The sequence below is a fragment of the Kocuria kalidii genome (genome assembly GCF_044462225.1).
GTDB classification, from domain to species: domain Bacteria; phylum Actinomycetota; class Actinomycetes; order Actinomycetales; family Micrococcaceae; genus Kocuria; species Kocuria kalidii.
On sequence record NZ_JBISWJ010000030.1, the window covers coordinates 1 to 15,769 of the forward strand.

Below are 15,769 nucleotides of genomic sequence, written 5' to 3' on the forward strand. Positions count from 1 at the left end.
CCGCCCCGTCGGGGGGCGGTGTTCCTGGCCAACGGGTTGTTGGTCGGGAGCCGTATAGTGGACGCGGTGTTCTGTGGTGTTCCCACCCGGTGTCACCGCCGGTGATTACTCACCGTGGGTGGTTCGGGGTGGGGTGTGGTGTAAGTTGTCGGCGTATTAGTACCGGTCGGCTGCACACGTCGTTGGTTCGTGCTTCCACCTCCGGCCTATCAACCCAGTGGTCTAGCTGGGGGCCTCTCACACCTGTTGGTGCATGGAAATCTCATCTCGAAGCGAGCTTCCCGCTTAGATGCTTTCAGCGGTTATCTCTTCCGAACGTAGCGAAGCAGCGGTGCACCTGGCGGTACAACTGCCATACCAGAGGTTCGTCCGTCCCGGTCCTCTCGTACTAAGGACAGGTCTTCTCAAATTTCCTGCGCGCGCAGCGGATAGGGACCGAACTGTCTCACGACGTTCTGAACCCAGCTCGCGTACCGCTTTAATGGGCGAACAGCCCAACCCTTGGGACCAACTCCAGCCCCAGGATGCGACGAGCCGACATCGAGGTGCCAAACCATGCCGTCGATATGGACTCTTGGGCAAGATCAGCCTGTTATCCCCGAGGTACCTTTTATCCGTTGAGCGACGGCCATTCCACAATGTACCGCCGGATCACTAGTCCCGACTTTCGTCCCTGCTCGAGCTGTCGCTCTCACAGTCAAGCTCCCTTGTGCACTTACACTCGACACCTGATTGCCAACCAGGCTGAGGGAACCTTTGGGCGCCTCCGTTACTCTTTAGGAGGCAACCGCCCCAGTTAAACTACCCATCAGGCACTGTCCCTGACCCGGATCACGGGCCGAAGTTAGATGTCCAGAGTGACCAGAGTGGTATTTCAACGATGACTCCACGTGCACTGGCGTGCCCGCTTCAACGTCTCCCACCTATCCTACACAAGCCACACCGAACACCAATACCAAACTATAGTAAAGGTCTCGGGGTCTTTCCGTCCTGCTGCGCGTAACGAGCATCTTTACTCGTACTGCAATTTCGCCGAGTTCATGGTTGAGACAGCGGGGAAGTCGTTACTCCATTCGTGCAGGTCGGAACTTACCCGACAAGGAATTTCGCTACCTTAGGATGGTTATAGTTACCACCGCCGTTTACTGGGGCTTAAATTCTCCGCTTCGCCGTGAGGCTAACAGGTCCTCTTAACCTTCCAGCACCGGGCAGGAGTCAGTCCGTATACATCGTCTTGCGACTTCGCACGGACCTGTGTTTTTGATAAACAGTCGCTTCCCCCTGGTCTCTGCGGCCCTTGCCCGCTCGCACCAGCTAGTGGTGTCCACGGTCCGGGCCCCCCTTCTCCCGAAGTTACGGGGGCATTTTGCCGAGTTCCTTAACCATGATTCTCTCGATCGCCTTAGTATTCTCTACCTGATCACCTGTGTCGGTTTGGGGTACGGGCGGCTGGAACCTCGCGTCGATGCTTTTCTCGGCAGCATAGGATCACCGAATCCCCCCACGAATGGGGGTCCCGTCACGTCTCAGGCACATGATCCGCGGATTTGCCAACGGATCGCCCTACACGCTTAGACCGGGTCTACCATCGCCCGGCTCGGCTACCTTCCTGCGTCACACCTGTTAATACGCTTACCTCCCCGGTTCAGGTCCCACGCTCCCCGCACCGTCCACCGGCCAAAGGCCGGCATCAGGATACGGTTCGGGTGGTTAGTGTCCCCGGTTCGGTATGGGCGGTTCTTCGCCGGTACGGGAATATCAACCCGTTGTCCATCGACTACGCCTGTCGGCCTCGCCTTAGGTCCCGACTGACCCAGGGCAGATTAGCTTGACCCTGGAACCCTTGATCATCCGGCGGACGGGTTTCTCACCCGTCATTCGCTACTCATGCCTGCATTCTCACTCGTGTGGGCTCCACCACTGGGTCACCCCGCAGCTTCACTGCCCACACGACGCTCCCCTACCCATCGCACCACCTGAACCAGGACCATCAAGGACCCGGTTGGGTATCATTGGTGCAATGCCACAACTTCGGCGGTGTACTTGAGCCCCGCTACATTGTCGGCGCGGAATCACTTGACCAGTGAGCTATTACGCACTCTTTCAAGGATGGCTGCTTCTAAGCCAACCTCCTGGTTGTCTGAGCAACTCCACATCCTTTCCCACTTAGCACACGCTTAGGGGCCTTAGTTGGTGGTCTGGGCTGTTTCCCTCTCGACTATGAAGCTTATCCCCCACAGTCTCACTGCTACGCTCTCACTTACCGGCATTCGGAGTTTGGCTGACGTCAGTAACCTTGTAGGGCCCATCGGCCATCCAGTAGCTCTACCTCCGGCAAGAAACACGTAACGCTGCACCTAAATGCATTTCGGGGAGAACCAGCTATCACGAAGTTTGATTGGCCTTTCACCCCTACCCACAGCTCATCCCCTCCATTTTCAACTGAAGTGGGTTCGGTCCTCCACGCGCTCTTACACGCGCTTCAACCTGGCCATGGGTAGATCACTTCGCTTCGGGTCTAGATCACGCCACTCACTCGCCCTATTCAGACTCGCTTTCGCTACGGATACCCCTCACGGGTTAACCTCGCGACGTAACACTAACTCGCAGGCTCATTCTTCAAAAGGCACGCCGTCACCCTCACAGGCTCCGACGGTTTGTAGGCACACGGTTTCAGGTACTATTTCACTCCCCTCCCGGGGTACTTTTCACCTTTCCCTCACGGTACTGGTCCGCTATCGGTCATCAGGTAGTATTTAGGCTTACCAGGTGGTCCTGGCAGATTCACACGGGATTTCTCGGGCCCCGTGCTACTTGGGTACGTGCACCGTGCGGCAGCAACGATTTCGTCTACGGGACTCCCACCCTCTCCGGTCCGGCACTCACACCGGTTCGACTATCGTCCTGCACTCACACGCCCGGGCCGGCAGACCCGGGACGACACGCCCCACGACCCCGATGATGCAACCCCTGCCGGGTATCACACACCATCGGTTTGGCCTCTTCCGCGTTCGCTCGCCACTACTGACGGAATCACTGTTGTTTTCTCTTCCTGTGGGTACTGAGATGTTTCACTTCCCCACGTTCCCTCCACACACCCTATGAATTCAGGTGCGGGTCACCACGCATAACACGCGGCGGGGTTTCCCCATTCGGAGACCCTCGGATCACAGCTCGTTTATCAGCTCCCCGAGGCTTATCGCAGATTACCGCGTCCTTCATCGGCTCCTGATGCCAAGGCATCCACCGTGCGCCCTTAAAAACTTGCCACATGATCACAGAACACACCGATACCACCACCACCACACCCCCTCCGAAGAGGACGCCCGGCAGCGGCGACGATCGGCGATCAATCACGAACACGGCACCACAACCACACCACCGGCCGCACCACCCCGCACCAGGGCACAAACCCCCGTCCAGGACGACCACGACCAGCGCGCGACTGCAGCACCCGTTCTTAAGATGCTCGCGTCCACTATACAGTTCTCAAACAACAACCCGCACATCCCACACACTGGTGGTCGCGGCCCCGTTCAGGACCACCCCCACCGGCAGGACACCGGGAACCCAGATCCAACACCCCCGCACCCCGCACCCACCAGCAGGGAAAACCCACCGGCACCGCACGAGGAACCACGGGGCCTGTTGTCTCAGGACCCAACAGTGCGCCATGGACCACGCCCACCCACCGGGAGCACCCCTTCCACCACCACCACACCCACGCACCCCCGGAACAACCCGGGAGCACGAGAACACAGCAGCAGGTACTAGGACCCACCCGGCCGGCACACCACCGACCCCCCCAAACAACAGGGAGACCAGCAGGAACGCGGCCACTTGCTCGTTGATATTCCACCCATGAGCTCACCCCACCAGCACCACGAACGGGCACTGCGGCAGGGGCGGCCACCACACGGCGGCCAACGGCTCCTTAGAAAGGAGGTGATCCAGCCGCACCTTCCGGTACGGCTACCTTGTTACGACTTAGTCCCAATCGCCAGTCCCACCTTCGACGGCTCCCTCCCACAAGGGGTTAGGCCACCGGCTTCGGGTGTTACCAACTTTCGTGACTTGACGGGCGGTGTGTACAAGGCCCGGGAACGTATTCACCGCAGCGTTGCTGATCTGCGATTACTAGCGACTCCGACTTCATGAGGTCGAGTTGCAGACCTCAATCCGAACTGAGACCGGCTTTTTGGGATTAGCTCCACCTCACAGTATCGCAACCCTTTGTACCGGCCATTGTAGCATGCGTGAAGCCCAAGACATAAGGGGCATGATGATTTGACGTCATCCCCACCTTCCTCCGAGTTGACCCCGGCAGTCTCCTATGAGTCCCCACCATCACGTGCTGGCAACATAGAACGAGGGTTGCGCTCGTTGCGGGACTTAACCCAACATCTCACGACACGAGCTGACGACAACCATGCACCACCTGTCCACCAGCCCCGAAGGGAAACCCCATCTCTGGGGCGGTCCGGTGAATGTCAAGCCTTGGTAAGGTTCTTCGCGTTGCATCGAATTAATCCGCATGCTCCGCCGCTTGTGCGGGCCCCCGTCAATTCCTTTGAGTTTTAGCCTTGCGGCCGTACTCCCCAGGCGGGGCACTTAATGCGTTAGCTACGGCGCGGAAAACGTGGAATGTCCCCCACACCTAGTGCCCAACGTTTACGGCATGGACTACCAGGGTATCTAATCCTGTTCGCTCCCCATGCTTTCGCTCCTCAGCGTCAGTAACAGCCCAGAGACCTGCCTTCGCCATCGGTGTTCCTCCTGATATCTGCGCATTTCACCGCTACACCAGGAATTCCAGTCTCCCCTACTGCACTCTAGTCTGCCCGTACCCACTGCAGACCCGGGGTTGAGCCCCGGGCTTTCACAGCAGACGCGACAAACCGCCTACGAGCTCTTTACGCCCAATAATTCCGGACAACGCTTGCGCCCTACGTATTACCGCGGCTGCTGGCACGTAGTTAGCCGGCGCTTCTTCTGCAGGTACCGTCACTCTCGCTTCTTCCCTACTGAAAGAGGTTTACAACCCGAAGGCCGTCATCCCTCACGCGGCGTCGCTGCATCAGGCTTCCGCCCATTGTGCAATATTCCCCACTGCTGCCTCCCGTAGGAGTCTGGGCCGTGTCTCAGTCCCAGTGTGGCCGGTCACCCTCTCAGGCCGGCTACCCGTCGTCGCCTTGGTGAGCCATTACCCCACCAACAAGCTGATAGGCCGTGAGCCCATCCAAAACCAGTAAAACCCTTTCCACCACACACCATGCGATGCGCAGTAGTATCCAGTATTAGACCCGGTTTCCCAGGCTTATCCCAGAGTCAAGGGCAGGTTACTCACGTATTACTCACCCGTTCGCCACTAATCCACCCAGCAAGCTGGGCATCATCGTTCGACTTGCATGTGTTAAGCACGCCGCCAGCGTTCGTCCTGAGCCAGGATCAAACTCTCCGTCAAAAAAACAACGAAAACATTTCGAACCCGGCTGAAAATGCTGCCACCACCCCACGGAGGCGGAACGGCGACAACCAATCAACCGAAAAAAACTTCCGGTATCAACAAACATGGCACACTATTGAGTTCTCAAACAACAGACCAACAACCAGGCACAACACCCAGAAACCGTGATGAAATTCTTCGGTGCCGTTTGCCGGGGAACCTCGTTCCCCGCCTCAGGCAGCTCGACCATCCTAGGCAGTCCGTTCTCGGCGTGTCAACTTGCGCTGCCCCGCGTCCGGACCGATGGGAATCGGCCGATCCGCATGAACTAGGCACGACCACTGGCCGTGCTGCTCTTTGCGGTGGTGCCGCCCGCCGGCCTCTCGGCCCTGCCTGACGACTTGATGAACACTACACCCCCGCCCTGGGGCCTGCAACCGAGGCTCCGGGACGGGGGTGCGGGCCGGTCCGGCCCGTGGCTCACGCCTCGACGGTGACGGCGGCCAGGTGCTTCTTGCCGCGGCGCAGCAGGGCCCACCTCCCGTGCAGGAGCTGGTCCGGGACCAGCTCGGCGTCCTCGCCGACGACCTTCTCGTTGTTGACGTAGGCCCCGCCCTCCTTGAGGGTGCGGCGCGCGGCGGACTTCGACTCCGACAGACCGGTCGCCACCAGCAGATCGACGACCTGGAGCCGGCCGGGTCCCACGCTGGCACCGGGCAGCTCGCGGGCCACCGAGTCCAGGGTCTGGGCGTCCAGCTCGGCGAGCTCTCCCCGGCCGAAGACGGCGGCCGAGGCCGCGATCGCCTTCTCGGTCGCCTCCACCCCGTGCACGAGCGAGTTGACCTCCCACGCGAGGACCTTCTGGGCCTCCCGCCTGAAGGGCTCCTCCTCGACGGCCCGGGCCAGCTCCTCGATCTCGGCCCGGGACCTGAACGTGAAGACCTTGAGCCGGTCGACCACGTCGGCGTCGGCGGTGTTGAGCCAGAACTGGTAGAACGCGTACGGCGAGGTGAGCTCCGGGTCGAGCCACACGGCGTTGCCCTCGGACTTGCCGAACTTCGTGCCGTCCGAGTTCGTGATCAGGGGGGTGCCGATCGCGTGCACCGACACCCCCTCGACCTTGCGGATCAGCTCGGTGCCCGAGGTGAGGTTCCCCCACTGGTCGGAGCCGCCGGTCTGCAGGGTGCACCCGTGGTCGCGGTAGAGGTTCAGGTAGTCCAGTCCCTGCAGGATCTGGTAGCTGAACTCGGTGTAGGAGATGCCCTCCTCCGAGTTCAGGCGCTTGGCGACGATGTCCTTCTTGACCATCGTGCCCACCCGGAAGTGCTTGCCGATGTCCCGGAGGAAGTCGATGGCGGAGAGCGGGGAGGTCCAGTCCAGGTTGTTGACCATCACGGCCCGGTTCCCGCCCTCGAAGGAGAGGAACGGCTCGACCTGACCGCGCAGCAGGTCGACCCACTGCGCCACGGTCTCCTTGGAGTTCAGGACCCGCTCGGAGGTCTGCCGGGGATCGCCGATCAGTCCGGTGGACCCGCCCACGAGTCCGATGGGGTGGTGGCCGGCGAGCTGGAGCCGGCGCATGAGCAGCAGCTGCACCAGGTGGCCGAGGTGCAGCGACGCCGCGGTGGGATCGAACCCGCAGTAGTAGGTGACCGTGTCCTCCGCGAGCGACTTCTCCAGCGCGGCCTCGTCGGTCGACACGTGCACGAGCCCGCGCCACTGCAGCTCCTGCCACACGTTGGCGAAGGACGGATCGTTGCGCTGGGAGTTCAGGTCCGTGGAAATTGGCACGGCTAACAAGTTACACCAGGGCGCGGCCCGGAGGCCCGCCGCGCCCCGGTGCCCGGTCAGGACCGGTCGAGCCCGGCCGGCAGCCGCCGTGCCGCGACGATGCGCAGCCGCTGGGTGGGCCGGGTCATGGCCACGTACAGGTTGCCGACCCCGCCCCCGACCTCCTCGACCAGCGCCTGCGGTTCCAGGACCACCACCGAGTCGAACTCCAGGCCCTTGGCGTCCCACGCCGAGAGCACCACGACCTGCCGGTCCAGCCGGCGGACCCCCGCGCCCACGAGACCGGGCAGCGCGCGGGCGAGCGCCGTTCCGAGCTCCTGGACGCGCGCCTCGGGCACGATCACCGCCAGCAGCCCGCCGTTGAGGAGCTCGAGCTCGGCCCGGACCTGGTCGAGGAGTCCGTCGACCACCTCGGCCGCGCCGACCCGGTGCACGATCGGCGGCTCGCCCTCCCGGACGGCGCGCGGGGCGGAGATGTCCAGTCCCGCCGCCCGGGCGACGTCGACGGCCGCCTCCGCGATCGCGGCGGGCGTGCGGTAGTTGACCGTGAGCTCGTCGAGCGCGAACCGGTCCCCCACGAACGGCTCGAGGGCGTCGCGCCAGCTGTTGGCGGCCGTCGCCGAACCGGCCTGGGCGATGTCGCCGACCACGGTGAAGGACTTCATGGGGCAGCGGCGCATGAGCACCCGCCACTGCATCGGGGAGAGCTCCTGGGCCTCGTCGACCACGACGTGCCCGTAGGCCCACGTCCGGTCCGCGGTCGCGGCCTCGGCCGCGGTCATCCGGTGCTGGGTCACCGCGTTGAAGTCGGTCAGCTGGGACGCGGTCACGATCCCGTCGGCGCCGACGTCCTCGAGGCTCTGGTGCATGTTCTGCAGGGCGTGCTCGGCGTTGTCCGTGGCCTTGCGGTGCTCCCGCTCCGCCTCGGCCCGCCGGCGCACGCCGGCGTCGTCGAGGTCGCCCAGCAGCTCGGCGGCCTCGTCGAGGAGCGGGACGTCCGCCACGGTGAAGGGGGCGCCGGCCGGACGCAGCAGGACCTCGACCTGCTCCGCGTCCAGGTGCGGGGCGGCGGACTCGAGGTAGTGGCGCTTGCTGAGGAGCTGGTCCACCAGGGTCTGCGGCGACAGCGGCATCCAGGCGAGGTTCAGCGCGATCCGCACGTCCCGGGACTGACGGATGTCCTCCGCGAGGTAGGAGCGGTCCATGACGTTGCCGCTGGTGGTGTTGAGGTGCTCCCCGAGCTGCTCGGTGAGCTCCCGCAGCGCGATCTTCACGAACGTGTTGCGCGCCTCGTTGTGCGGCTTCCCGGTGGCGCGCGCCTTGTCCCGGGCACGCTTGACGATCCGCGGGGTCAGCGTCACGCGGTGCGTGTCGACGCGCAGGACCTGGTCCTCCCGGGGCACCTTCTGCCGGTCCCGCACGGCCCGTGCGACGACGTCCGCCATGTCGAGCCCGGACTTGAGCCGGGCGGTCCGGGGATCGCGCTCGGGCGCGGCGACCACACCGGGGAACAGCTCGGACAGCGACGACATCACGACGCCGGTCTCCCCGAGCGCCGGCAGCACCCGCTCGATGTACCACATGAACGACGACGACGGCCCCACGATCAGCACGCCGGCCTTCCGCAGGCGCTCCCGGTGCTCGTAGAGCAGGTACGCCGCCCGGTGCAGCGCCACGGCGGTCTTGCCGGTGCCCGGCCCGCCCTGCACCACGCGGACCCCGGGCAGCGGGGCGCGGATGATCCGGTCCTGCTCGGCCTGGATGGTCGCGACGATGTCCGACATCCGACCGGTGCGCTTCTGGTTCAGCGCCGCGAGCAGGGCGCCCTCCCCGTGGAGCACGCCCTCGTCCTCGAGCATGTCCGGATCGAGGACGTCGTCCTCGAGGGCCGCGACGTCCCGCCCCTCGAGGATCAGGTGGCGGCGCCGGCGGATGCCCATGGGGCTCTGCGCGGTGGCCTGGTAGAAGGCGGCGGCCTCCCGGGCCCGCCAGTCCACCATGAGCCGCTGGTGGTCCGCGGTGGCCAGCCCGACGCGCCCCACGTAGCGGCGCTCACCGTCGTGCCCGTCCAGCCGGCCGAAGACGAGCCGGTGGTCCACGGCCTCGAGCTGGGCGAGGCGGTCCTCGTAGTGGGAGGCGAACGCGTCCCGCTCGGCGCGGTTCTGGTGGTTGCCGAACGACTCGCTGCGTCGCACGGCCGCGAGCTCCGCGGTCTTCTCGGCCCGCAGCTCGTCGAGCCGGTCGTAGAGCATCGCGACGTACGCGCGCTCGACAGCAAGTTGCTCGGCCGCCATGGTGGCGACGGTCTCTGCCATGGGTGGACACCTCGTTCCGGATCGAACAGACCAACGATTCTACCGGTCCGGCGGCCTCCCGACGGCGACGTCGCCGTGCGGTGCGTAACAGGGCCGCTGTCCGGCGCGGCGCCGCAGGTCAGATGCGGTACAGGGCGCGGACGCGGTGCCCGCCGAGCCGGCTCCGGCCCCGCAGCTCGGTCAGTTCCATGACGAGCCCGAAACCGGCGACGTGCAGCCCGGCCCGGTGCAGCAGCTGCGCCGTGGCCCCGAGCGTGCCTCCGGTCGCCAGGATGTCGTCGAGCACCAGCACGCGGGCGCCGCGGGGGACGTCGTCGGTGTGGATCTCCAGCACCGCCGACCCGTACTCCAGGACGTACTCCTCGCGGAAGGTCTCGCGCGGGAGCTTCCCGGCCTTGCGCACCGGGATCAGGCCCACGCCCGTCGCATAGGCCAGGGCCCCCGCCATGAGGAAGCCGCGGGCCTCGACGCCCGCCACGTAGTCGAACTGGCCGCTGAACGCGTCGGCCAGGGCGTCGACGGTCCGCCGGAGGCCGGCGCCGTCCGCGAACAGCGGCGTCAGGTCGCGGAAGAGGACCCCCGGCTCCGGGTAGTCGGGGATCTTCACGCACAGGCGCTCGATCATCTGCTCAACGGATTCAGTCACGTCGCTCATGCTAGCCGCCCGGGTCCCGCGCGGAGTCAGCGTCGTCGGCGCGCTGCCGCGGGCCGGTACGGGGAGACGGAGGGCTCGCCGGGGATCCACCACCGCCACGGGAACTCGGCCGACCCGCCGGGTCCGGACACCCCGGTGCGCGGGCCCGAGTCGGCGGGAGCCCGGGCCTCGGGCGGCGGAAGACGCAGGAAGAAGCCGGCGGCGACGTCGTCCGCCCCCGCGGCGAGCGCCGCGCCGTCGTGGGTCAGGTCGATGCCCAGGGCCTTGGCGAGGTTGCCCGGTCCCCTGGCCAGCGCCGCGTCCGGCACGGGGCTCGTCCGGCCGGCGGCCCGGCGGGCGCGGGCCAGCGCGAGGCCCTCGACGACCTCGCCGGCGCGCACGAGGCACCCGCCGGCGGTGCCCCGGGGCCGGCAGACCAGGTTGACGGCGTGGTGCATGCCGTAGGTGAAGTACACGTAGACGTGGCCGGGCGGCCCGAACATCGACGCGTTGCGCGGCGTCATCCCCCGCCACGTGTGCGCCCCGGGATCGGGCAGGTCGGTCCCGGCGGGACCGCCGTAGGCCTCGACCTCCGTGATCCGCAGGACCACGGCGCCCTCGCCGCTCCGGTGGCCGAACAGGCCGCCGAGCAGCCGCGGTGCCACCTCGGGGGCCGGCCGGGACAGCAGCTCGAGCAGCTCCGGCCCGCCGCCCGGCGCGCCACGGCTCATCCGGCGACGATCGGGGGGCGCCGCGAGAACGCCGCGACCTCGGCGACCTGGCGCTCGAGTTCGCCGATCTGCGCCGCCACGGCCGACGGTGCCGTGCCCCCCTGGGCGCTGCGGGAGGCCAGCGAACCCCCGACCGTCAGCACCTCGCGCACCCCGGGGTGCAGGTGCGCCGAGATCCCGGCGAAGTCATCGTCCGAGAGGTCCCACAGCTCGATCCCGCGCTGCTCGCAGACCCGCACGGCGTCCCCCGCGATCTCGTGGGCGTCCCGGAAGGGCACGCCCTGGCGCACGAGCCACTCGGCGACGTCCGTGGCGAGCGCGAAGCCCTGCGGGGCGAGCTCGGCCATGCGCCGCGTGTTGAACGCCAGCGTGGCGATCATCCCCGCGACGGCGGGCAGCAGCACCTCCAGCTGGTCGATCGCGTCGAAGACCGGCTCCTTGTCCTCCTGCAGGTCGCGGTTGTAGGCGAGCGGCAGGCCCTTGAGCGTGGCGAGCAGGCCCGTGAGGTCGCCGATGAGGCGGCCCGCCTTGCCGCGGGCGAGCTCGGCGATGTCCGGGTTCTTCTTCTGCGGCATGATCGACGACCCGGTCGAGAAGGCGTCGTCGAGCGTGACGAAGGAGAACTCCTTCGTGGCCCACGTGGTGATCTCCTCGGAGATCCGCGACATGTCCACGGCGATCATCGCGGTCACCCACGAGAACTCGGCGTAGACGTCGCGCGAGGCCGTGCCGTCGATGGAGTTGTGCACGGCGGAGTCGAAGCCGAGCTCGGCGGCCACCGCGGCGGGGTCCAGCCCGAGCGAGGAGCCGGCGAGCGCCCCGGAGCCGTAGGGCGAGACCGCGGCGCGGGCGTCCCAGTCGACGAGGCGCTGCACGTCGCGGAGCATGGCCCACGCGTGGGCGAGCAGGTGGTGGGACAGCAGCACGGGCTGGGCGTGCTGGAGGTGCGTGCGACCCGGCATGGGGGCCTCCGGGTGGGCCTTCGCCTGGTCCAGGAGGGCCTGCACGACGTCGAGGACGTCGCGGGCGAGAATCGCGGCGTGGTCGCGCAGGTACATCCGCCCGAGCGTGGCGATCTGGTCGTTGCGGGACCGGCCGGCCCGCAGCTTGCCGCCGAGCTCGGGGCCGGCGCGCTCGATGAGCCCCTTCTCCAGGGAGCCGTGCACGTCCTCGTCCGAGGCGGCGGGGGCGTAGGCGCCGGAGCGGACGTCGGCCTCCAGCCGGTCGAGCGCCTCGAGCATGCCCTCGAGCTCGTCGGCGCCCAGCAGGCCCGCCGTGCGCAGGACCCGGGCGTGGGCGCGGGAGCCCGCGATGTCGTAGGGGGCCAGGCGCCAGTCGAAGTCCGTCGACTTGCTGAGGGCCGCGAGGGCGTCGGCCGGTCCCCCGGCGAAGCGCCCGCCCCAGAGCGCGCCCTCGTTGGTCCCGTGCTTGTCCTGCTGCGCCATGTCTCTCCTTGATTCCGTCCTGGGATCCGCCGCGGCACTCCTGCCCCGGTGGACCGGGGGCGGTGGCGCGGGTGGGGGGCTCCGGCGTGCGCGGAGGGCCCCACCGCCGGGATGGGGCCCTCCGTCGTCGTGCCCGTTCCTGCTGGGACGAGCCTACGCGGTCGCGGTCTGCCCGCTCGCGGCCGCGAGCCGCTGGTCGCGGGACGCGGCGACCTTCGAGGACATCCCGAACAGCTCGATGAAACCGCGGGCCTGCGACTGGTCGAACGCGTCGCCCTCGTCGTAGGTGGCGAGGTTGAAGTCGTACAGGGAGGTGTTCGAGCGGCGACCGGTCACGGTGGCCTGCCCGGCGTGCAGGGTCATCCGGATGTCGCCGTCGACGTGCTTCTGGGTGTCCTGGATGAACGCGTCGAGGGACTGCTTCAGCGGGGAGAACCACTGGCCGTCGTAGACCAGCTCGGTCCAGCGCTGCGTGGCCATCCGCTTGAAGCGGGCCTGCTCGCGCTCGACCGTCACGTTCTCGAGCTCCCGGTGCGCGGCGATGAGGGCCATGGCGCCGGGGGCCTCGTAGACCTCGCGCGACTTGATGCCCACGAGGCGGTCCTCCACGATGTCGATCCGGCCCACGCCCTGGGCCCCGGCGCGCCGGTTCATCTCCTGGATCGCCTGCAGCGGGGTGACGGGCTGGCCGTCCAGCGCCACCGGGATGCCGCCCTGGAAGCTGATGACGACCTCGTCGGCCGGCGGCGGGAAGGTGGGGTCGTCCGTGTAGTCGTAGACGTCCTTGGTCGGGGCGTTCCAGATGTCCTCGAGGAACCCGGTCTCCACGGCCCGGCCCCACACGTTCTGGTCGATCGAAAAGGGGTTCTTCTTGGTCGTGGCGATCGGCAGGTGGTGCTTCTCCGCGTAGTTGATGGCCTTGTCGCGGGTCAGGGCGAGGTCGCGGACCGGGGCGATGCACTTGAGCTCGGGGGCCAGCGTCTGGATGCCCACCTCGAAGCGCACCTGGTCGTTGCCCTTGCCCGTGCAGCCGTGGGCCACGGTCGAGGCGCCGAAGCGCTTCGCGGCGGCCACGAGGTGCTTGACGATCACCGGCCGGGACAGCGCGGAGACCACGGGGTAGGCGTCCATGTAGAGGGCGTTGGCCTGCAGCGCGGGCATGCAGTACTCGGCGGCGAACTCGTCGCGGGCGTCGGCCACGTAGGCCTCGACCGCGCCGCAGTCCAGGGCGCGCCGGCGGATGGTCTCCAGGTCCTCCCCGCCCTGTCCGACGTCGACGGCCACGGCGATGACCTCGGCCCCCGTCGCCTCGCCGATCCAGCCGATGGCCACGGAGGTGTCGAGTCCTCCGGAGTAGGCCAGCACAACGCGCTCGGTCACGGTGTATCCCTTCGTCGGTGGTCCGGGCGCCACGACGTGGTCCCGCTCTCTGTGCATGACTATACACGACCACTTGTATTTATTCATACTCGGTGCGCCCGTCCGCGCCGCACCGGCCGTCACCCGGCAATTATGAGTAGCTAGCAATAGCGCGGCCCTTCCGCCATACTGGAGGGAAGGTGTCGTCCGCACCGATGACCACGCCCGGAGCGACGGGGGCCTCTGCACCCCGGCACTCCTGCACACCCGGTCCCTACCCCGAGAGGAACCCAATGACGAACGTTCCCGACCAGACCCTGACCACCCGCCAGGGCCACCCCGTCCGCGACAACCAGAACACCCGCACCATCGGCTCGCGAGGGCCCGCGACCCTCGAGAACTACGCGTTCCTCGAGAAGATGAGCCACTTCGACCGCGAGCGCATCCCCGAGCGCGTGGTCCACGCCCGCGGCACCACCGCCTTCGGCTACTTCGAGGCCTACGGCAAGTTCGGCGACGAGCCCATCGCGAAGTTCACGCGCGCCAAGGTCTTCTCCGAGGCCGGCAAGCGCACCGACGTGGCCGTGCGGTTCTCCACGGTGGCCGGCGGCCGCGACTCCTCCGAGGTGGCCCGCGACCCCCGCGGCTTCGCCGTGAAGATGTACACCGAGGAGGGCAACTGGGACCTCGTCGGCAACAACCTCGGCGTCTTCTTCATCCGCGACGCCATCAAGTTCCCGGACTTCATCCACTCCCAGAAGCCGGATCCCGTGAACTTCGAGGCCTCCGTGGCCAACCGCGCCTTCGACTTCTTCAGCCAGTCGCCCGAGGCGATGCACATGATCACGATCCTGTTCTCCCCGCGCGGGATCCCGGCGGACTACCGCCACCAGCAGGGCTTCGGCGTGAACACCTACAAGTGGGTCAACGCCGCCGGCGAGTCCCTCCTGGTGAAGTACCACTGGATCCCGAAGCAGGGCGTGAAGTCCCTGACCGCGGCCGACGCCGCGAACATCCAGGCGCAGACCCTGGGCTCGCACACGAAGGACCTCTACGACGCGATCGAGGCCGGTGACCACCCCGAGTGGGAGCTGCAGGTCCAGGTCATGGAGGACCACGACCACCCGGAGCTGGACTTCGACCCGCTGGACGACACCAAGGTCTGGCCCGAGGAGCTCTTCCCGCCCAAGCCGGTCGGCCGCATGGTGCTCAACCGCAACGCGGAGAACTTCTTCGCCGAGAACGAGCAGATCGCCTTCGGCACCGGCGTCCTCGTGGACGGCCTCGAGTTCTCCGACGACAAGATGCTCGTGGGGCGCACCTTCTCCTACTCGGACACCCAGCGCTACCGCGTGGGCCCCAACTACCTGCAGCTGCCGGTCAACGCCCCGAAGACGGCCGTGGCCACGAACCAGCGCGACGGCCAGATGGCCTACGGCGTGGACCACGCACCGGGCCAGAACCCGCACGTGAACTACGAGCCGTCCATCACCGGCGGCGTCCAGGAGGCCCCGAAGGGCGAGGACTACCACCCCGAGGTCGGCCCGGAGATCAACGCGCGCCTGACCCGCGCCCGGATCGAGCGGACCAACGACTACCAGCAGGCCGGTGAGCGCTTCCAGCTCCAGCAGGACTGGGAGAAGGAGGAGCTCATCGCCAACCTGGTCGGCGCGCTGTCGCAGTGCGACCGCCCGATCCAGGAGCGGATGGTCTGGCACTTCTTCATGGTCGACGACGAGATGGGCCGCCGCGTGGGCGAGGGCATCGGCGTCTCGCTCGACGACGTCAAGGACCTGGGCCCGCTGCCCACCCAGCGCCTGTCCGAGGCGGAGCAGCAGCGCGTGGCGAACCTCGGCAACAACGGCCCGCGCGACGTGGAGGGTCGCACCATGACCCACTGCGTCCCGAACGAGCGCGCCGCCGTGGAGCGGGAGCCGCAGGAGCAGAGCCCCGCGATGATGTCCAGCTGATCCCGTGACGGAGGCGCCCCACCGGGGCGCCTCCCCCCGGGTCGTGACGGACCTGTGACGGACCCACGACGGAGGAGG

General features: G+C 67.0%; 7 protein-coding genes and 2 rRNA genes. 1 reads left to right on the top strand and 8 read right to left on the bottom strand.

From position 1 onward, the window contains the following. Positions 1-136 precede the first annotated feature (136 nt). The 8 genes from ACH9D3_RS04940 to ACH9D3_RS04975 form a co-directional block, all read right to left on the bottom strand. Positions 137-3,270 (bottom strand): 23S ribosomal RNA (locus ACH9D3_RS04940). Between the two features lie 668 nt (positions 3,271-3,938). Beyond that, positions 3,939-5,464, bottom strand: a 16S ribosomal RNA gene (locus tag ACH9D3_RS04945). The 16S and 23S rRNA genes sit together here, the layout of an rRNA operon. A gap of 462 nt (positions 5,465-5,926) precedes the next feature. Beyond that, positions 5,927-7,237 (bottom strand): tyrosine--tRNA ligase, encoded by a 1,311-nt coding sequence (gene tyrS / locus ACH9D3_RS04950; RefSeq protein WP_396410077.1) that lies wholly within the window; start codon positions 7,235-7,237, stop codon positions 5,927-5,929. Between the two features lie 56 nt (positions 7,238-7,293). After that, positions 7,294-9,552: a HelD family protein gene (locus ACH9D3_RS04955; RefSeq protein WP_396401266.1), complete on the bottom strand. Its 2,259-nt coding sequence runs from the start codon at positions 9,550-9,552 to the stop codon at positions 7,294-7,296. Positions 9,553-9,670: 118 nt separating this feature from the next. Then, positions 9,671-10,207: an adenine phosphoribosyltransferase gene (locus ACH9D3_RS04960; RefSeq protein ID WP_396401265.1), complete on the bottom strand. Its 537-nt coding sequence runs from the start codon at positions 10,205-10,207 to the stop codon at positions 9,671-9,673. A 26-nt stretch (positions 10,208-10,233) separates the two neighbouring features. Then, entirely contained in the window at positions 10,234-10,917 is a 684-nt protein-coding gene (locus ACH9D3_RS04965; RefSeq protein ID WP_396410078.1) for a DNA-3-methyladenine glycosylase, read from the bottom strand. Then, positions 10,914-12,362: an argininosuccinate lyase gene (gene argH / locus ACH9D3_RS04970; protein ID WP_396401263.1), complete on the bottom strand. Its 1,449-nt coding sequence runs from the start codon at positions 12,360-12,362 to the stop codon at positions 10,914-10,916. The genes ACH9D3_RS04965 and argH overlap by 4 nt, the downstream gene beginning before the upstream one ends. Before the next feature lie 153 nt (positions 12,363-12,515). After that, on the bottom strand, positions 12,516-13,742 hold the full coding sequence (locus tag ACH9D3_RS04975) for an argininosuccinate synthase (protein ID WP_396410079.1): 1,227 nt from the start codon (positions 13,740-13,742) through the stop codon (positions 12,516-12,518). Positions 13,743-14,014: 272 nt separating this feature from the next. On the opposite strand from ACH9D3_RS04975, the gene ACH9D3_RS04980 reads away from it, so the two are divergent. Continuing rightward, positions 14,015-15,691 (top strand): catalase, encoded by a 1,677-nt coding sequence (locus tag ACH9D3_RS04980; RefSeq protein ID WP_396410080.1) that lies wholly within the window; start codon positions 14,015-14,017, stop codon positions 15,689-15,691. The last annotated feature ends 78 nt before the right edge of the window (positions 15,692-15,769 follow it).

Coding starts and splice junctions, on each gene's coding strand:
- ACH9D3_RS04960 (WP_396401265.1), bottom strand. CDS start 10,207: ATGAGCGACGTGACTGAATCCGTTGAGCAGATGATCGAGCGCCTGTGC.
- ACH9D3_RS04955 (WP_396401266.1), bottom strand. CDS start 9,552: ATGGCAGAGACCGTCGCCACCATGGCGGCCGAGCAACTTGCTGTCGAG.
- ACH9D3_RS04965 (WP_396410078.1), bottom strand. CDS start 10,917: ATGAGCCGTGGCGCGCCGGGCGGCGGGCCGGAGCTGCTCGAGCTGCTG.
- argH (WP_396401263.1), bottom strand. CDS start 12,362: ATGGCGCAGCAGGACAAGCACGGGACCAACGAGGGCGCGCTCTGGGGC.
- ACH9D3_RS04980 (WP_396410080.1), top strand. CDS start 14,015: ATGACGAACGTTCCCGACCAGACCCTGACCACCCGCCAGGGCCACCCC.